Genomic DNA, 17184 nt, shown 5'->3' on the forward strand with positions numbered 1-17184 from the left:
ATGACTTGGCGCCCGGACAGCCGGCAGCTGATCGTTGCAGCCGACCTGGATCGGCAGACTGAGCGGTGTATGATAGCGTCGTTCGATCTCGAGACAGGCGCCAGCGTACCAATTATAAATGACGTTAATTATTTTCTTTATTTGGTCTCGCCTGACGACAGGCTCATCTATGCGGAAGGCGCGCGTCTTCTCACCATTGATCTGCGCAGCGGCCGATCTGCGCTTCTTGCCGAACAACCGGACGGTTTCGCCTTCCTGGGGCCCCTCTCGATTAGCGGCGACGGACGGACGCTTGGCGTGTATTGGAGCGAAGACGGGCGATACGCAATCGGCAAGGCCGATGCCGAATCTGGCGAGGTGCGCGCCGTCATTCGGCCCGATTTCGCGGAGCCTTATCCAATGGCGAATCACGCGATGGTCAATCCGGTTCATCCGCGCCAACTGTTTTACGCCCACGAAGGAAGCACCGACCGGATACCCGACCGGATCTGGTCTGTCGATACCGAGACGGGAGAAGCCTTCAATCTGTACCGGCAGAAGCGGCTGGCCAGCGGGGAACACGGCGAATACGTGGGTCACGAAGTGTGGTCGTATTGCGGGGAATGGCTCATCTTCGTTCAATATCCGAGCAGTCCGATGACGCCTCGCGGCGTATGTAGAGTCTCCCGGCACGGCGGGGAGGCCGAATGGGTGAACGGAGACTACCGTTATTGGCACGTCTGTCCCAGCCCCGACGGCCGATACGCCGTTGCGGACACGCTGCTCGATCCCGGCTTGGGAAGCGAGATCGTGCTGATCGACTTGCATGCCCGGACGTCGCGCCTGTTGTGCCATATTCATAAATGGCCTCATCATCCCGGACACCCGCACCCGTCCTTCAGTCCCGACAGCCGGAAAATTTCGTTTACCTACGCCGATTCGAACGATCGGCTTCGGGTCGGCGTCATTGATCTTGCACAAATTTTGGAACAATAAACGGAGAGGAAGAGGAAGATGGAGCTGCAGGAAGTCGCGTGGCGCATCTGGACGCGCATGATCGATGACCGTTCGGGCAATTGGGGGATGAACCTTCAAGATTGGGATTGGGTGCCCGGCGTCGGGCTAATCGCCATGCAGGAGTATGCCGATTCCCACCGGCAAGAGGCAGTGAAGGCATATTTGCACAAATGGGCCGAACAGAACGGAGAGAAGGCTTTCAAGGCGAAAACGGTCAATGCTACGGCGCCCTTCGCCATTTTCCCTGCGCTGGCTCGAGAGGACGGCGGGCATAACTACCGCAAGGTCGCAAGTCGTGCCGCAGAATGGCTTGTCCGGGATGCGCCGCGGACGAGGGAGGACGCCCTGGAGCATACAGTTACTGAGAATGCCTCATTTCCAGAGCAGGTATGGGCCGACACGGTGTTCATGGCCGTGCTCTTCCTCGCCCGAACGGCGTCGCTGCTGGAAGATCGAGAGCTGGCGGAACAAGCACAGCGGCAGGTCGTCCTGCATTTACGCTTGTTACAGGACCCGGTTAGCGGCGTTCTATTCCACGGTTGGAACTGCGCTTCCCGCGATCACATGTCCGCGGCGCGATGGACAAGAGCCAACGCATGGGTCGCGGCTGGCGTGCCGATGATTCTGAACGAAACGACCCGCCTAGTCTCATTGGCCGATGAACTAAGCGTACGGTATAAAGCGTTGATGGAGGGGCTGCTTCGTTATCAGCAGGTAGACGGGTTATGGAGCACGGTTATGGACCGACCAGAATTCTACCGTGAGGTTTCCGGAAGCGCCGGTATCGGGTACGGTTATTTGAAGGCGATGGCCGGCGGCTGGCTTCCGGAGCGGGCGGAGTATAAGATGGCTGCCGAACGGGCGCTGCATGCTATGCTTTCTTATGTTAGTGAAGACGGTACAGTTGCTGAGGTGTCTGGCGGAACGCCGGTTATGGAGAGCATTGAAGCCTATAACCAAATCCCGCGCATTCCGACGCTTTACGGGCAAGGACTCATGCTGATGCTGATATCGGAAGCGATCGTCCAAGGGATTGGCAATCGCTCATGCCGTCAATAATTGGTAGACACATAAAATCACGATCGATCAGTCCGGCTGATAGACTTGAAGCTGTACCGGGTTTGGATTACGATATAAGGGTTAACTATTGACGATGAGGGAAATGACACCATGACGATACAAACAGCTGCCGCGGCAATGCGGGCATTGCGGGAAAAGCGGAAGACACTAGGGGTATGCATCTATTGCGGCGATGATAAACTTGCGACAAAAACCATGTGCGAAGCATGCTCGGATAAGAAGCGATCCAGTAAGGCCCCTTTAATGTTCAAAGAAGTAAAACGATATCCGATCTATCGCAAATCGAAAAAAAGCGACAGGAACCACTAGCGCAATAAAACCGGTACATACCGATCCGCTGCTTCGCACCCAACTGGCAACAATCGGCTTGTACGAGGCGGGCACCCTGTCTTGGGACGAAGTGTTCGCGCGGCTTTTGGCAAGCATGGAAGAAGCATCGTCTGAGCATGCCGATCCATTGCATGAGCAGGCGGTGTAAAGGTTATATGGCATAGGGAGGAAAGGAACTCCCATTGTCTATTTTAATCGATCAAAGGCACTTGAAAGTGAAGATCACTTTTAGGTGTCTTTTTCGTACTATCGAAATTTAATATAAGTAAATTTTCCATTGAGGTTGCATTTGGTAAGGAATAAAATGGATTAGGAAAGGTTGGAAGGGAATATGAAATGACTTGAGGAGGTTCATATGTTATACACCAAAGGCATAACCGAATGCTCGCCGGAAGAGGTGGGTTACGACGCATCGAGAATTGATGTTCTGCACACGCATTTTCAGAGGATGATCGATAAGAAACAGCTTCAATCCGCGTCATACTGCGTTTCCCGGTACGGAAAAACCTTTATGCACGGAGCTGTAGGCCCGCTAACCTACAAGGAAAACGAAACGGAACCTCTGCTGCCTACAACTATTCATGGAATCGCTTCCATTACCAAAGTCATCACTTCTGTCGCGATTATGAAGCTGGTGGAAGACGGGCTTCTCCGGCTTGATGTCAAGGTTGGCACGATCCTAAAGCAGTTTGATGCGGAACCTTTCAATACGATTGATATCTACAGCCTGCTGACGCATACCTCCGGCATGTATCCCGATTGCGAGAATAAGCCTTACTACCGTTCCTATTGGCAATTGATTGATGAATATTTTGAAAAATATGATCCCGCCAGCGGAGAGCCGGATTGGATTAAAGCCGCCTTGAGCGCAGGAATGAGCAAAAAAACGGGCGAGGAATGGCAGTATTGCTCTTTCGGATTCTGTATCCTCGGAGAGGTCATCAAAAAAGTAACCGGGATGCGCGCCGAGCAATACATAGATGAGAATATATTAAAGCCTCTTGGCATGAACGACACGGCTTTCGAGCTGAATCCTGAAACCGCAAAACGTGCTATCGTCAGAAACGAGAAGCATGAGAAGTACTTGAACGCGATCATCCATGGCGATCAACCCGAAGCCCCAAATCCCCATGACCATCTCTGGAGTTTGGTTTCCAACACCGGCGGCGGCTTGAAATCTACTCCCGCTGATCTTTTGAAGTTCGCCAATATGATGCTCGGCAAGGGTAGGCTGGGCGATATCCGCATTCTCGGCCGGAAAACGGTGGAAAAAATGACGACCCGCACGCTGTATGGGGTACCCGATCATTGTTGGGGCTCGAACGTAAGTGACAGAAGCCATGGCATCGGTTTTGATATGCGGACAGGCTCAGCGTTCTTTTATTCGCCAACGACCTTCCACCACGAAGGCGCAGGGGCTTGCTCGATGGTCATCGATCCAACGGAACAGCTTGCTGCCGTATGGTTTGTACCCTACGTCGGTGACAATTGGTATGCAGAAGGGCTGTATGACGCGATCAACATTATTTGGTCAGGGCTCATCTGATGAGTGGGTTAAAAAATAAACTGAACATATTCCGCGCGGTGGCGGAAGTGACTTACAAGGAGTGGAGCGCATACCGGACGCATTCCATGGTTTCCATACTCGTCGGGCCTGTCTATTTTATCGTACAGTATTTTATTTGGACCGCGATATACGGTGACCATGCCTCTCTTGCAGGAATCGAGCTTTCCCGGATGATCCGATATTTCGGCGCCACCGCGCTTATCGGTTATCTGATCATGGATTTTGCTGATTGGAATTTATCCATGCTCGTGCGAACCGGAAAGTTTCTTACGTTTCACCTGCGCCCAATCCACCACCGCACGTTTGCGTTATCCCAGAAAATCGGGCACCGATTGCTGGGCTTGCTATTTGAATTTCTTCCGTGTCTATTGATCTTCGTTTTCATTTTTCGTATCGACATGCGGCCTGCAAACGTTGGATGGACGGTGCTGTCGGTTGTGCTGGCGTTTCTCATGAATTTCTACGTCAACTACACCATTGGCCTAACCTCGTTTTGGCTTGTTCAGTCAAACGGGATCAGAAGCGCTTTTCTCATGGTATCCGGTATATTTTCGGGTGCTCTCATTCCACTAGACTTTTTTCCGCACTGGTTGCAGATCACTCAGTTCTTCCTCCCGTTTCAGTACATCACGTATGTGCCCGCAATGGTTTTCACCGGCCATTATTCCCTTGGTGGAATAAACATGAACATCGAACAAATCGTGGCCGTCCAGGGGGTTGCGGTATTGGTGATCTTTGCTCTAAACTCGCTTATTTACCGGCTGGCCATGAAACAATTTACGGCTGTCGGCGCTTAAGTGCGCGGTGTCGGGTACTTTGAAAGGATACATGCTGAAATGAAACGGTATTTGAATATTTACAGGCAATGCATCTATTCCGCGTTATTGGAAGCATCCGCCTATCGGATGGACTTTTTGACGAACAGCATCATTACGCTGGTCAGCAATATCTTGTTTCCCCTTGTGACCCTGTTGATATATCGGGCAGGCGCGAGTTTTCCGGATTGGGACTTTTATGAGGTCCTGTTGATTCAATCCGTATTTACGATGTCTAGCGGACTTGCCCATTTAATCTTTGGAGGTGTTCTCTGGAGAACCATGTCGCACATCCGCGAGGGCAGCTTTGAGGTTGTCTTGCTAAAGCCTCTGAATCCGCTCTTCTTTATGATTGCGACAACCTTTTCTCCCGAAAGTGCCGGGTTGTTTATGGGCGGATTATTGCTCTTTATCGTATCGGTTGCGCATGTCGGCGCTATCACTTTCCTTTCCTGGCTTCAGTTCCTCTTGCTATTCTTGGCGGGGACCGCGGTCATGGCAGGATTATCGCTTATGATGGCAGCCATGTCATTCAAATGGGTGGGAAATTCGCGCATCCCCGAAATTGCCGACAGCGTGCTTCTTTTCGGCAAATATCCGCTGTCCATCTTTCCGAAAGCGGTACAAGCGATAGCGGCCATCTTAATTCCGGTCGGCATGGTCGGGTTCTTTCCGGCATCCGCGCTGCTCGGCCGGATTCATCCCATCGACTTCGCGGCTGTGATTCCTTGTCTTTTATTTTTGGCTGCGGGTGTGCGGCTATACCGGCATATGATCAGATTGTATGAGGGGGTTGGCGGGTGATGCCGGTTATCGACGTGAATAATCTGACAAAGACATACAAGACCTATAAACGGGGCGGAGGACTCAGTCAGACCGTCAAAAGCTTTTTTAGCCGCGAAGAGGTTATCGTTAATGCGGTTAACAATATCAGCTTTTCCATCGAACCGGGCGAAATCTGCGGGATTCTGGGACCGAACGGGGCGGGAAAATCAACGACGATCAAAATGCTCTGCGGTGCCCTTTACCCTTCGAGCGGAGACATTCGAATCCTCGATTTCACGCCTGCCAGAGACAGGAAGCGCTATGTCAGCCGAATCGGTGCCGTTTTTGGCCAGAAGTCGCAGTTGATCTGGGATATTCCCCCCATCGATAGCTTTAAAATGAACAAAGCCATCTATGGGATCACGGATCAAGATTTTAAATTCCGCCTGGAGGAGCTTGCGCATCATCTGGATATCGAGAGTGTCATGGAAAAACCGACGAGGGTACTTTCCCTTGGTGAGCGGATGAAATGCGAATTCGTGATGGCCATGCTGCATCGGCCGGATATTTTATTTCTGGATGAGCCGACCATCGGGCTCGACGTGATCGCGAAGGTAAAAATCCGCGAATTCGTTCGTCAGATGAACAAGCAAAATATGACTTGCATTCTGACTACCCATGATTTAGAGGATGTCGAGGAGCTTGCGCAGCGGGTCATTGTCATCAATCATGGTGAGAAAGTATTCGATGATTCGCTGAACCGGCTGAAGCTTTTTCTCGGGGAGAAGAAGAGGATCCGTTTTTCTTTTATTGAACCGATAGCGAAGAGCAGCTTCGAAAATGCCTACACCCGGGTTATCGAGCGGTTGTCCGATTTCGAGATTATGCTCGAAGTGGATACTGCGCAAATTTCAATCAGCGATTTTATTGAAGACATTTCAAGGAACCATAAGTTCTCGGATATTTCGGTCAAGGAACTGCCCATGCAGCAGATCATCATGAATATTTACGAGAATGAGAACGTCGGACTATAAAGAGTGCTCTATAGGGTAAGGCGACTAAAGACAACCATTTGTTTAATGGTTGTCTTTTGCAAGCTTGCAGAACATGAAACAACCGGGCAGGACTTCGACAAAATCTGGTTTCATCCTTCCCAAAGGAAGTCGTGAATGATTTGTTCGGCGCTCGTATATAAGGCTAACCGGTATTTTTCCTGCTCGAGGGAGGGTGGAGCTTTTATTTGCAAAATAGCTGATCTTGTTTGGGCAGATGGATTCGATACATCCGATGTTTGTTTCCATTCCTTCATGAATGCGGCGAAACGAGATAAATAATCCGCCCATTGGGAACGATCCGCTTTCGTCATCGATCCGCTTCCGGACCACCGTTCCAACACCCGGACCATATCCGAAAGATTGGCATAGCCGAGCCGAAGCTGATTCAACCGACGGGTCATTTCCTGCAAAAGGTTGTTTTTGTCCTTTGCCAAGGCGTTGTACTTTAAGCTTTTGTTGCTTTTATCCAGTTCCATGGTTGCTTGATGAAGTTCTTTGAACAACCCTTGCAATTCGTTTTTCAACGTCACCGCTTCGTTCTTGGAACATCCATGGTCTACCCACTGTGCGGCAGAGATAAAGTGGCAGGAGAAGTGATCCGCTAGCTGGTTCAACTTCCGTTCAGCGGTGGATAGGGAATCGGGGGGGAGGATAAGCATTTGGACCAGTACGGCAATCGCTGCTCCGATGAACGTATCCCGGATGCGGTCGATCGGATAATCAGGCATTTTGCTTTGAAAATACATGACTAAGAGTATACTTAACGAGATTTGAATCATTAGCGTGTGATCCAGGTGGAAGCGTGCGGAGATGACGGTTCCAATCAGCAGCATGAGCGCTAGGCTCCATGCATTTAAACCGATGTATGGAGTAATGAAGGCAGCGAAAAGAACACCGGCTATCGTTCCGATGACGCGCATCCAGGCATACTGCAGTGTTTTGCTGATCGTCACCTGGAACGTCAGCACAACCGCAAGCGGCGCCAAGTAGGGATGGCTGGACCCGGCCCATTTTGCAATGGCCCAAGATATTGCCGCGGCTGCCGGGAGCTTCCACACAATGGCATTCGTATAGAGGAAAGCAATTTGTTTGGTTTTCATATAGGTTCATCCTCATTGCGGATCGTATCCGACGGTGAAATCATGTGCAGATTAAGTGTTGTTTTTCAGATAGTATGATTTCGTCGATTTTCATTTATTCCTCTTCCGGTCCGAATTCGGTATACTCTTGCTTATCATATTGGAGATTTTGTCTTATGCTATTATCAAGATCCATGAAGGGAGATGACATTCCATGCTTGAATTTCACCCGAATACCATAAGCTCTAAAGGAAATTACAAGCTTTTGTCAGGGCTCATCGTTCCACGTCCGATTGCATTCGTAACGACTCTTTCCAGCGTGAACGGAGTCGTGAATGCAGCGCCTTTCAGCTATTTTAACGTCGCCAGTTCTGAACCTCCGATTTTGTCCCTTTCCATCGGGAGAAGAAACGGTGAGCCGAAGGATACGGCGAGGAATCTCTTGCATAACAGAGAGATTGTCGTTCATCTATGCGATGAGAGGATCGCTGAGGATATGAATCGAACAGCCTCTTCGCTTATGGCAGACCAAAGCGAGCTGGAACTCACCAGGCTTACGACCATATCCAGTAAGCTCGTCAAAGTGCCGGGAATCGCTGAGGCCCTTGTCAGGTTGGAAGGACGGTTGGATCGCCATATCACGATAGAGAATGACTTGGGTGAGACGACAACAGATTTATTTCTCGTACGTGTCGTCTATTATCATGTTGACGAGCGCGTGTACGATAGCGATAAAGGGTATGTTTTGACGGATCAATTGAAGCCGATCAGCAGATTGGCGGGGAACGAATACGCGCGCTTAGGCGAGAGGTTTGAACTGGAGCGGCCATAATTAACGATCAGCTTGTGACGCAAGACGTATTGAACACTGAAAAAGTGGGTTAACAAATACGATTCCATCAAAAAACCGAGTAAGCTTTTTTGGGTACGTGTTCCGCTTCACTCGTGCCTCCACTGGGTCAACCGGGAAGTCCCTATCGTAGGTAAGATGCCACAGCGAAGTTTCCGTTGTGAATATTTTTCCAGAAGGGTAATATGAATCCATTAGACAAACGATTCTTATTTTCGCTCATAGGTAGAACAATAATGGAAACCCCCTCTTTTAAAATGTAAAAATCATTATTGGAGAGTGAAAGCGGATGAGCAACAATCGAGTGAAGAGTACGGTGAAAACCGGCATATCGTTTGGTACGGCGTTGGCTATTGCGATTTCCTGGAGCGTTAATAAATCGATTATTTGGGCGATCATCCATGGGATTTTGAGTTGGCTCTATGTTATTTATTACGCCCTTGGCGGTGGCCGCGGGTAACTTGCGGAAATCGATCCTGTTATCTCCCCTACTATGATAGAGTCGGGCAAACCGCTATTGTACATCAAGTTGAGCCACTGAATGGAAATGCGCAAGAGGGCACACATCTAAACGATGCGTGCCCTATCTTTTTTACGATCATTATTTCAGCATCATGTATCCAACCGAATGTTGAAGATTTAATCACCATTCCTTTTCTTCATTAGAGGAGGAACTACCGCGGGAATGAGATCACACAATCCAGTGGGTGAGCAGAAGAGCAATGGAACTGCCCAACAAAGCGCCGGCCACGCAGTCGGAAGGGAAATGCAATCCGAAGTAAATCCGGGAAAGCCCGACGCCAACGGCAATTGGCAGCAGGATCGGAACAAACGCGGGGAGTGCATGCATCCAGGGCGTCATCATCGCAAAGGCGGCAGTCGTATGTCCGGACGGAAAAGACGAGTCCTGAAGCGGCCGTCTTTGAGTATTCACGAAGGGAAATACTTGGTGGGGCCGAAGTCTCGGCATACTGCGCTTAGCGATAGCGACGGGAATGTGGCTGACCGCCACTGCGGCAAGTCCTTGCCAGCCGACGATGTTCCACGGTTGCGGCGCGACCAATCCTGCGGCGAGCGAAAAGGTCAGGCTAAATGAAGCGCCGCCAAGCAAGGTCAACACATAGAACAACCTGCTAAGCAATCCGCAGTTCCAGCGCCTATTTACATGTAAAAAAAGGGGACTCTCCACTTCCTGCAGCATGCAATAAAACCGGTTCAAACTCATCACTCCTGTCCAGGGGATTGGGTTCGATTGGGGTTCGAATATGATCCCATCTTAACCTTCGAATATTATCCGAGCATCAACGCAATCGTTGATGGTTGTAAAACGGATTCGCACTAACGTTAACGCTGCTCTGACATTCCGATAACCTCATTTTCTTATGATGGAGAAAGAAACGGAGGCGATTTACGGATGAGTGATTTCCGTTTGGCACTCTTTACGGACACCTACGCGCCGGACGTGAACGGCGCAGCCAAGACGTTGGAGCGATGGATCGTATATTTGCGTAGCAAGGGGATTCCTTGCATGGTTTTTGCACCAAGCTCGGAAGGCGGCAAAGCGGGAGTATTGACGAGTGCCGCAGATGAGCGAATCGCTAGCGTTCCGTTCTTTCTTTATCCCGAAGTTCGATTAGCTATTCCCCAAATTGTTGGCGTTGAACAGAAGCTGCTGGATTTTAAGCCTTCGGTTATTCATGTGGCTACCCCTTTCGGTGCAGGCATTTCGGGGCGTCACCTCGCTTTGAAACACGGAATTCCCCTGGTCGCATCGCATCATACCCACTTTTCACGGTATTTACAGTTTTACAAATTGCAATGGATGAGCAAGATTTTATGGAAATATCTCTATTGGTTCCATCGGCAAGCCCGGCGGATCTACGTTCCTTCTCGCTCCGTACTGGAAGAGTGCCAGAAAGATGGTTGGGCAGGGTTAGAAATCTGGAGCCGGGGGATAGATGGCAATCTGTTTCATCCACATGTGGACCGCGCCTCGGTCTTGTCCGATGCAGGCATCTCTCAAGACCAGTTCATCGTGCTGTATGCCGGCAGGTTAGCGCAGGAAAAACAGCCAGAGTTGGCCATCGAAGCCATGAATCGGTTCGTGCGTTTATCGGGAGCTAAAGCGAAGCTTGTCGTTGCCGGAGACGGACCATTGTTGCCCGCGCTGAAGGATTTGGCTTTGCGTACAAATACATCGGTTCATTTTATAGGGGCACTGCCGCAGATACAGCTGCAAAAATGGATGGCTGCTTCCGATGTGTTATTATTCTCGTCCCCGACGGAAACCTTCGGCAATATTGTGTTGGAAGCCATGGCCTGCGGTCTACCGATCATCGCAGCTGATGCAGGCGCTGTTCCGGATACGGTGATAGACGGAATGAACGGGCTTCTATGTTCGCCTGGAAGCAGCTCTTCCTTCGCTGATGCGCTCTGCCGCATGTATGAAGATTCGCTGCTGCGCGCCAAACTGGCGGCAGCCGGCTTGTCCGAAGCGGGCACCCGTTCATGGGACGAAGTGTTCGCGCGTCTCTTGGCAAGCATGGAAGAAGCGGCTTCGGGGCAAGCCGCTTCTTTCCATATGCGAGCGGTGTAAGGATCATTTGAGTTCTGGCAGGAAAAATCTTCTTGTCACTTTTTCCATAAAAGACTGGTAAGGTAGTGTTGAGGTGATGAGTTGGCATGCTGAAGAAGCACTGTTTGTTTTGCGATGAGATTGTCTCCATCAAGCCAAACGGCGATTACGATCAATATTTAGGCTGTTCCTGTTCACCCGACGGGTTTTATAATCTGCAGAGAGACAGCTACGAAAGGATTAATGCGTTCCCTTACCAGAAGAAGCGCGACTTGTTTCACATCGTATCAGCTTATATTCGGGAACTGACCGATCGTGGGGAGAAGGTTGTCTTATCGGTCAACGATTTGGATTCCATCGCAAAATCCCCCAACATACCCATAACCATTGAGGATAAAGGAAACCGTCTTTTGCAATACTTGTATAGGCATACTGAAGGTCCGGGGGAACCGGTAGTTATTCCGAAACTCAATGCGAACTACAATCTGACCTATTCTCCTAATCTGCAAGAGTTGGTCTATATCATCGATAAGCTGATTAACGAGCGTCTGCTCATCAGGGAAGGCATGACCTATATGCTTACGGAAAAAGGGTGGAGCCAAGCGGCTGCAGCAGCCGGCGGAAAAAGAGCTAAACCCTGTCTCGTTCTTATCGGAGATGAGGAGGATTGGCGTTTGGAGTGGACAGAAAGCCTGCTGCCAAAAATCGAGCAGCATGGTTATCTTCCAAGTCTGTTTACCCATGGGAAGCCGCATAACCGGGTCAAATACTCCCTGGAACAAATCGCGGAAAGCAAACTGATGATCGCGGACTTAACCGGACAATCCCAAGGGGTCTATTTCGCTGCGGGTTATGCTATTGGTTTAAACATACCGGTGATCTGGACCGTAAACAGTAGAGATGCCGAGAATCTTCATGTGAAAATGGAGGGCATCGCTCTTATCGTTTGGGATACAGCGGAGGAACTGGCTAGGATACTCCAGACGAGATTGAGTTAGGAAGCTGCCTGATGCTATGGTTGCGGAACTCGCCGAAAATAAAAAAGGCTGCCGAATTCCACTAGCGGATCGGCAGCTTTGTTTTGCTTCTGCTTCGATAACAAACGCTTTCGCAGGTAACCGGAAGACGAAGTGCGCCATCGGCTGGGGGCTGAGCGAGTTTTAATATGTACTAAGCAAAACAAGGCAGCTCTCCATGACGGGAGCTGTCTTTCGCTTTGGTGTTATTCATCATAATGGCCGCCAAAGACGATTCCGTTATTTTTCGCATAGGACGATTTGCGTTTTTCGGACTCTAGCAAAAATTGATGATTGGTGTACGTTTTGTAATAGTAGCCAGTCATTAGTTTGAGGTCGTTTCTATACTTTTCAACGTCCATGGCGATGACGCGCGTTAAAAGCAGCCGGTCAATCGAAACGACATAAGCGATTTCTTCATCTATGGCATCCTTTAAATAGAATGAATAATCCAAGAGTGCAATACTCCGCCAGATTTCAAAAGGTCCCGTCACAATCCCTAAATCACCGTAAATATCTTTTCTTTTGTCAGGCATGGAAGTGGACAATTGTTGATAATCATCATCGCATATCACCAAATCGATATCTTTGCCCGATTGGCGAATACCGTAGTACTCCATTGCCATACCGCCAATTAGAATCGGTTTTTGCGTGAAAGGCAAATCGACAAGCTCTAATTGCTCGCGTAGCATTGCGATAACATTTGACACCTGATATCCTCCTGTACAAATTCGTTTGGATTTGAAGTTGTTCATTTCCAATTATATACATGGACGAGCGTAACGAAAAGAAAATAAACAAGCATCCCGTAGGGTTCACATCTTTACTAGTTGACAACAACGGAGCTGCCTTTTTTGTTCGTAGCAGATACATACGAGGTGCCTTTCGTTCATATTATCCGCCCAAAAGTATTTTGGTGGTTTACCTTTTTAAGGTACAATAAAGTGCGAAGGGGAACATTTTGGCAACCAGTAAAAATGAGTAGGCGATTACTTGGGCTCCGCTAATCATCAAGAAGCACTTGGTAGATTCGAGATTGTACGCCATTTCCGGAATATATAGATGATCCGAATCAGACGAGAGTTCCGAAGGATTTCATGGAAACGGACCAAACCGTTCGTTCTTTTCAAGGGAAATTTTTCACGGTGGCTATCTTTTCGGAGAATGTTAATGAGGTTAAATTTATGCGATCTCGACGGGGATTTGGGACAGATTGAAGGCATGTCCGGACTGTCGCTGGTTTTACGACAGAACGAGAAGCAAAGGAAAGATTTGGTGTTGCCTCAATTACGGAAGGCTGATCATGGGGCACCATAGCAAAAGTAAAACGATGGCGAGAAAAGCGGTGAATCCGATAGAAGGAGCGGTAAAAATGTCGCGGGTTTTATTTATAAATGGCGGATCAGAGGGACATATCAATCCAACGATTGGAATTGTGCAAGAGCTTGTTTCGCGCGGAGAAGAGGTCGTGTACTTTTGCATAGAGGCTTTTCGGGAACGGATGGAGCAGGCAGGAGCCAAGGTACGCACTTTTGACGGGCAGCAATTTATTAAAGCCTTTGTATCTGGTGGCAGAAATTACCCCCTAGAAAGAGTCAATGGTCTTTTGCTAACGGCGGATATCGTTATCCCCAGTGTTCTAGAACAGATAAGAGATGAGCATTTTGAGTACATTATCCATGACTCCATGTTCGGCTGCGGACGTTTAATCGCACAGATTCTAGAGCTTCCCGCGATCAGTTCTTGTACTTCATTTGCTCAGACAGAAGCAGCTTTCAACGAGATGGTGGACCAATCAATCGTAAACGTCCCTGTAGAAACCGTTACTCCGATTAAAGATAAGTTCCAAAGCCTGACGGTGATGATTAAAGAAAAATACGGCGTTGAGATTCGATCTCCATATGAGGTGTTTTGTAATCCTGCACCGCTTACCATCGTTTATACAACGAGGGAATTCCAGCCCGATGGACAAGCATTCGCCCAAACCTATAAATTCGTTGGTCCTTCTATTGGTTCACGAGCTATTCAAGAACCTTTCGACCTCGCTGAACTAAAAGGGAAAAATCCTATTTATATTTCCTTGGGTACAGTCTTCAACCGGGCCATCGATTTCTATAAGCTTTGTTTTGAAGCTCTAGGAAACACGGATCATCTGATTGTCATGTCTATAGGGGATAAAACTCAAATTTCCGAATTAGGGGAAATCCCCAGCAACATCATCGTAAAAAATTATGTTCCGCAGACGGAAGTCCTGCAGTATACGAAGCTATTTATTACACATGGCGGAATGAACAGCGCCCATGAAGGACTCTATTACGGGGTGCCGCTTATTGTAATCCCGCAGAGCGCAGATCAGCCGGTCATTGCCGGGCAAGTTGCAAAACTCGGAGCAAGCCTTATATTGCAAATGCAAAATTTGACTGCAAATCAAGTGCGTGAAGCCGTAGATCATGTGCTCAACCATTCGTCCTTTGAAAAGGCTGCTAGAAGCTTAAGCGAATCCTTCCGAAAATCAGGCGGGTCTCACCAAGCCGTCGATGAGATTTTCGAATTCACAAAAGGAGAATGAACATGGAAAGCCAAACCGCATTGTTAGTCATTGACGTGCAGGAAGGGATGTTTGTGCCGGAGTATCCCGTGTCTCAGGGAGATTTTTTATTGGACAAGATAGAAGGCTTGATCGCGAAGGCACGTTCCAGTCAGGTGCCGATCATTTATATCCAGCATAACGAAGAGCCTGGCGAGCAACTGGTCCCGCACAGTGAAGCTTGGCAGATCCAATCCAGGATTTCACCCGAAGAGGGGGATGTCGTCGTTCAGAAGCTTAAGCCGGATGGATTTCATGAGACCGATTTGCAGGTGAAACTTGAGTTACTTGGAATCCGTAAACTAGTGATCACAGGCATTCAAACCGATATGTGCGTAAACGCAACTAGCAAGCGGGCGAGTCAATTGGGGTACGACGTAATCATCGTCGAAGACGCTCACACTACCTATGACCAAGACAGCAAGACAGCTTCCAAAATCATCAAGGAGTATAATGATCAATTCCGTTCATTTGCGAATGTCAGTCTAGCCGATTCTGTTATTTTCTAAGGAATTTTCATAAAACTCCAACCATACGGAGAAACCTGAAGCAAGCGTTAATATTCGCTCGGGTATCTCGATAATCTGAGCCTGAGAAATCAGGCTTTTTCTGTTATGTGAAGCTTATAATCGACAATAAAAGTGGAAGAGCATAATTCGTAAACCATACCATTAAAAGGATATTATACGAAGTTCGCGAATACATACCTAAAAAGGATTTTCACGAAGTTCGCAAATAAGACGTTAGCTGAAATTGCTGAAAATCAATATCATATTTACTTCATATGTTATATGTCGGCTGTGTAAGGATGGAAGACTAATCTCTAAGAGGTGACATATGGGAGTTAATACAAAGTATAGAAGGAAGATGGTTCGTCATAATAGTGTTTTTTACTGGTATGTAACTCCTGATTATGAAGACGCAGGTATTGTTAAATTACATATTTTATCTGAGGATAAGAAATTTATAGTTACATATGAATTAGGACAAGTAAGTAGATTGAAAAAGAAGCCGTTTATTGTAATTATGGGAATAGAGTTTGAAGGATTAAATAGTGATTATTTAGGATATAGAAGAGTATTAACCCCTTTATGGAAAGACGATATAATAACACCAGGATTAGTAGGAATGATTATTGATTGGTGTTATTCGACGGAGAAAGATATAACATTAGTAAACTGGCAAGGAGAACCACTTAAATAAAGAAGTTTTGATTGAATATTCTAAGAAGTCAGCAACATCAGCTAACACCGTATTCCCGCATCGGACCTGACGGTCCTTGGTCTGCCCGAGGTTTTTCGATGAAGTTGATCAGGCAGACAACCCTGCGAGACTAAGTGGCGAAGCCACCCGGCGCTGATGCGCCTTAAGCCTCTCGGGTTCGGGAATACAACAACGTTATACGAAAGAATCCAATAGATAAACTTGAGGGTGATTTAAATGAAGGCAAGTGAACTAATAAAAGATTTATTACCTATGATTGCTAATCGGGTTATAAATGAAGTGAATAACAGGTTGGAAGAGCATGGAGTTCGAGGTATTCCTAGAAGTTCAACCGCCTTTTTTGACTCAATTTCAGTTGGATATTTAGCTTTAAATTCAGAGTTGGGTGAATTGTTCAAGAAACTTAATACAGTTTCAATAAATGAGAAGGAACTTAGTGAGCTAGAAGTTATCATAAGCCAATTTATAAATGAACAATATAAAGTAATAAATAATATATGCAAGGGTGTAGTAGGTGATGACTTAATATCACAATACAAACCGGACGAATATAGCAGAACAAGATTAAAAGAGACGAAGGCGCTATTAGAATTTGAATATAAGGTCATTGGTAAAAGGATTAAGGATAAGAAAAAGACAGTTAGGTGGGAAATATTTAAACTAACATTTAGCTCAATATTTGGTGCCACAATAACTTTAATAGTAAAGACATATCTTGAGAGATAAGTCGAGGAAGTGGATTCCTTCGTATAACACCGTATTCCCGCTACGGAGCTGACGCTCCTTGGTCTGCCCGAGGTTTGTCGAGGAAGCGGAATCAGGCAGACAACCCTGCGAGGCTAAGTGGCGGAGCCACCCGCTCACTACGTTCGCTTAAGCCTCTCGGGTTCGGGAATACGACAACGTTATGTGAAATACCTGAAATGCAGAAGAAAGGAGAAATGAATAATGACTTTTTCATGGATTGCGGCAATTTTTCAGGTAATTATGATAGCACTTATTATTCTATTCTTTGTTAGCTTATTTTTATTTGTGATCAGAATCATTAACAATAACAAGGAAAAACTATCCACTCTAAAAAGACTAGAAGAGAAGATGGATATTATAATAAAAGAGATAAAGGAAGAAAAAAACTAGAAACTAATATGACTTAAGAAATACAAAAAAAACTATATGGATAAGACAATAAATAGAACTAAAAGAATATAGAAATCTGTGTGTTTTTCAGAGATGTCAGGTACTTCA

General features: G+C 47.4%; 19 protein-coding genes. 16 read left to right on the top strand and 3 right to left on the bottom strand.

Annotation, left to right across the window (positions count from 1 at the left end):
• The 6 genes from TJ79_RS27500 to TJ79_RS03640 form a co-directional block, all read left to right on the top strand.
• On the top strand, nt 1-975 hold a 975-nt coding region (locus TJ79_RS27500), incomplete at its 5' end, for a TolB family protein (protein WP_040948932.1).
• A gap of 18 nt (nt 976-993) precedes the next feature.
• Nucleotides 994-2055, top strand: coding sequence for a glycoside hydrolase family 88/105 protein (locus tag TJ79_RS03615; protein ID WP_040948933.1), 1062 nt, complete (start codon nt 994-996; stop codon nt 2053-2055).
• 706 nt (nt 2056-2761) lie between these two features.
• On the top strand, nt 2762-3952 hold the full coding sequence (locus TJ79_RS03625) for a serine hydrolase domain-containing protein (RefSeq protein WP_040948935.1): 1191 nt from the start codon (nt 2762-2764) through the stop codon (nt 3950-3952).
• Nucleotides 3952-4770 carry an ABC transporter permease gene (locus TJ79_RS03630; protein ID WP_040948936.1) on the top strand — a complete coding sequence of 273 codons (819 nt, stop codon included), beginning with the start codon at nt 3952-3954 and terminating at the stop codon, nt 4768-4770. The genes TJ79_RS03625 and TJ79_RS03630 overlap by 1 nt, the downstream gene beginning before the upstream one ends.
• A gap of 39 nt (nt 4771-4809) precedes the next feature.
• The gene (locus TJ79_RS03635; RefSeq protein ID WP_040948937.1) at nt 4810-5592 is read left to right on the top strand and encodes an ABC transporter permease; all 783 of its coding nucleotides are present in this window, start codon (nt 4810-4812) and stop codon (nt 5590-5592) included.
• On the top strand, nt 5592-6587 hold the full coding sequence (locus tag TJ79_RS03640; RefSeq protein WP_040948938.1) for an ABC transporter ATP-binding protein: 996 nt from the start codon (nt 5592-5594) through the stop codon (nt 6585-6587). Before TJ79_RS03635 ends, TJ79_RS03640 begins: the two co-directional genes overlap by 1 nt.
• Nucleotides 6588-6697: 110 nt before the next feature.
• On the opposite strand, the gene TJ79_RS03645 is transcribed toward TJ79_RS03640, so the two are convergent.
• On the bottom strand, nt 6698-7708 hold the full coding sequence (locus tag TJ79_RS03645; protein ID WP_040948939.1) for an FUSC family protein: 1011 nt from the start codon (nt 7706-7708) through the stop codon (nt 6698-6700).
• Nucleotides 7709-7901: 193 nt separating this feature from the next.
• Here TJ79_RS03645 and TJ79_RS03650 point away from each other — a divergent pair, with 193 nt between their 5' ends.
• Both TJ79_RS03650 and TJ79_RS27680 read left to right on the top strand, forming a co-directional pair.
• Nucleotides 7902-8519 (top strand): flavin reductase family protein, encoded by a 618-nt coding sequence (locus TJ79_RS03650; protein WP_040948940.1) that lies wholly within the window; start codon nt 7902-7904, stop codon nt 8517-8519.
• A gap of 307 nt (nt 8520-8826) precedes the next feature.
• Nucleotides 8827-8997: a hypothetical protein gene (locus TJ79_RS27680; RefSeq protein WP_202903282.1), complete on the top strand. Its 171-nt coding sequence runs from the start codon at nt 8827-8829 to the stop codon at nt 8995-8997.
• Between the two features lie 231 nt (nt 8998-9228).
• Here TJ79_RS27680 and TJ79_RS03655 read toward each other — a convergent pair whose 3' ends face one another.
• The gene (locus TJ79_RS03655) at nt 9229-9756 is read right to left on the bottom strand and encodes a phosphatase PAP2 family protein (RefSeq protein ID WP_040948941.1); all 528 of its coding nucleotides are present in this window, start codon (nt 9754-9756) and stop codon (nt 9229-9231) included.
• Between the two features lie 195 nt (nt 9757-9951).
• Here TJ79_RS03655 and TJ79_RS03660 point away from each other — a divergent pair, with 195 nt between their 5' ends.
• From TJ79_RS03660 to TJ79_RS27035, 3 genes are all read left to right on the top strand, one after another.
• Nucleotides 9952-11133 (top strand): glycosyltransferase family 4 protein, encoded by a 1182-nt coding sequence (locus tag TJ79_RS03660; RefSeq protein ID WP_040948942.1) that lies wholly within the window; start codon nt 9952-9954, stop codon nt 11131-11133.
• An 86-nt stretch (nt 11134-11219) separates the two neighbouring features.
• Nucleotides 11220-12110, top strand: coding sequence for a hypothetical protein (locus TJ79_RS03665; RefSeq protein WP_040948943.1), 891 nt, complete (start codon nt 11220-11222; stop codon nt 12108-12110).
• 16 nt (nt 12111-12126) lie between these two features.
• Nucleotides 12127-12276 carry a hypothetical protein gene (locus TJ79_RS27035; protein ID WP_155987758.1) on the top strand — a complete coding sequence of 50 codons (150 nt, stop codon included), beginning with the start codon at nt 12127-12129 and terminating at the stop codon, nt 12274-12276.
• 58 nt (nt 12277-12334) lie between these two features.
• On the opposite strand, the gene TJ79_RS03670 is transcribed toward TJ79_RS27035, so the two are convergent.
• Nucleotides 12335-12838: a hypothetical protein gene (locus tag TJ79_RS03670; protein WP_155987759.1), complete on the bottom strand. Its 504-nt coding sequence runs from the start codon at nt 12836-12838 to the stop codon at nt 12335-12337.
• A gap of 662 nt (nt 12839-13500) precedes the next feature.
• Here TJ79_RS03670 and TJ79_RS03675 point away from each other — a divergent pair.
• The 5 genes from TJ79_RS03675 to TJ79_RS03695 all read left to right on the top strand — a co-directional run bounded on the left by TJ79_RS03675 (nt 13501) and on the right by TJ79_RS03695 (nt 17076).
• Nucleotides 13501-14697, top strand: a complete 1197-nt coding sequence (locus tag TJ79_RS03675; protein WP_040948949.1) for a macrolide family glycosyltransferase — start codon at nt 13501-13503, stop codon at nt 14695-14697.
• A gap of 2 nt (nt 14698-14699) precedes the next feature.
• Nucleotides 14700-15224, top strand: coding sequence for a cysteine hydrolase family protein (locus tag TJ79_RS03680; RefSeq protein ID WP_040948944.1), 525 nt, complete (start codon nt 14700-14702; stop codon nt 15222-15224).
• Between the two features lie 328 nt (nt 15225-15552).
• A complete protein-coding gene (locus TJ79_RS03685) occupies nt 15553-15918 on the top strand; it encodes a hypothetical protein (RefSeq protein WP_040948945.1) in 366 nt (121 codons plus the stop codon).
• Nucleotides 15919-16155: 237 nt separating this feature from the next.
• Nucleotides 16156-16665, top strand: a complete 510-nt coding sequence (locus tag TJ79_RS03690) for a hypothetical protein (protein ID WP_040948946.1) — start codon at nt 16156-16158, stop codon at nt 16663-16665.
• Nucleotides 16666-16887: 222 nt separating this feature from the next.
• Entirely contained in the window at nt 16888-17076 is a 189-nt protein-coding gene (locus TJ79_RS03695) for a DUF4083 family protein (protein WP_040948947.1), read from the top strand.
• The last annotated feature ends 108 nt before the right edge of the window (nt 17077-17184 follow it).

Origin of the sequence: Gorillibacterium massiliense (assembly GCF_000455485.1) — a bacterium.
Classification (GTDB): Bacteria; Bacillota; Bacilli; order Paenibacillales; family NBRC-103111; genus Gorillibacterium; species Gorillibacterium massiliense.

Bases quoted from the DNA above. Each gene is read 5' to 3' on its own strand.
- TJ79_RS03615 (WP_040948933.1), top strand. From the start codon at position 994: ATGGAGCTGCAGGAAGTCGCGTGGCGCATCTGGACGCGCATGATCGAT.
- TJ79_RS03625 (WP_040948935.1), top strand. From the start codon at position 2,762: ATGTTATACACCAAAGGCATAACCGAATGCTCGCCGGAAGAGGTGGGT.
- TJ79_RS03630 (WP_040948936.1), top strand. From the start codon at position 3,952: ATGAGTGGGTTAAAAAATAAACTGAACATATTCCGCGCGGTGGCGGAA.
- TJ79_RS03635 (WP_040948937.1), top strand. From the start codon at position 4,810: ATGAAACGGTATTTGAATATTTACAGGCAATGCATCTATTCCGCGTTA.
- TJ79_RS03640 (WP_040948938.1), top strand. From the start codon at position 5,592: ATGCCGGTTATCGACGTGAATAATCTGACAAAGACATACAAGACCTAT.
- TJ79_RS03645 (WP_040948939.1), bottom strand. From the start codon at position 7,708: ATGAAAACCAAACAAATTGCTTTCCTCTATACGAATGCCATTGTGTGG.
- TJ79_RS03650 (WP_040948940.1), top strand. From the start codon at position 7,902: ATGCTTGAATTTCACCCGAATACCATAAGCTCTAAAGGAAATTACAAG.
- TJ79_RS27680 (WP_202903282.1), top strand. From the start codon at position 8,827: ATGAGCAACAATCGAGTGAAGAGTACGGTGAAAACCGGCATATCGTTT.
- TJ79_RS03660 (WP_040948942.1), top strand. From the start codon at position 9,952: ATGAGTGATTTCCGTTTGGCACTCTTTACGGACACCTACGCGCCGGAC.
- TJ79_RS03665 (WP_040948943.1), top strand. From the start codon at position 11,220: ATGCTGAAGAAGCACTGTTTGTTTTGCGATGAGATTGTCTCCATCAAG.
- TJ79_RS27035 (WP_155987758.1), top strand. From the start codon at position 12,127: ATGGTTGCGGAACTCGCCGAAAATAAAAAAGGCTGCCGAATTCCACTA.
- TJ79_RS03675 (WP_040948949.1), top strand. From the start codon at position 13,501: ATGTCGCGGGTTTTATTTATAAATGGCGGATCAGAGGGACATATCAAT.
- TJ79_RS03680 (WP_040948944.1), top strand. From the start codon at position 14,700: ATGGAAAGCCAAACCGCATTGTTAGTCATTGACGTGCAGGAAGGGATG.
- TJ79_RS03685 (WP_040948945.1), top strand. From the start codon at position 15,553: ATGGGAGTTAATACAAAGTATAGAAGGAAGATGGTTCGTCATAATAGT.
- TJ79_RS03690 (WP_040948946.1), top strand. From the start codon at position 16,156: ATGAAGGCAAGTGAACTAATAAAAGATTTATTACCTATGATTGCTAAT.
- TJ79_RS03695 (WP_040948947.1), top strand. From the start codon at position 16,888: ATGACTTTTTCATGGATTGCGGCAATTTTTCAGGTAATTATGATAGCA.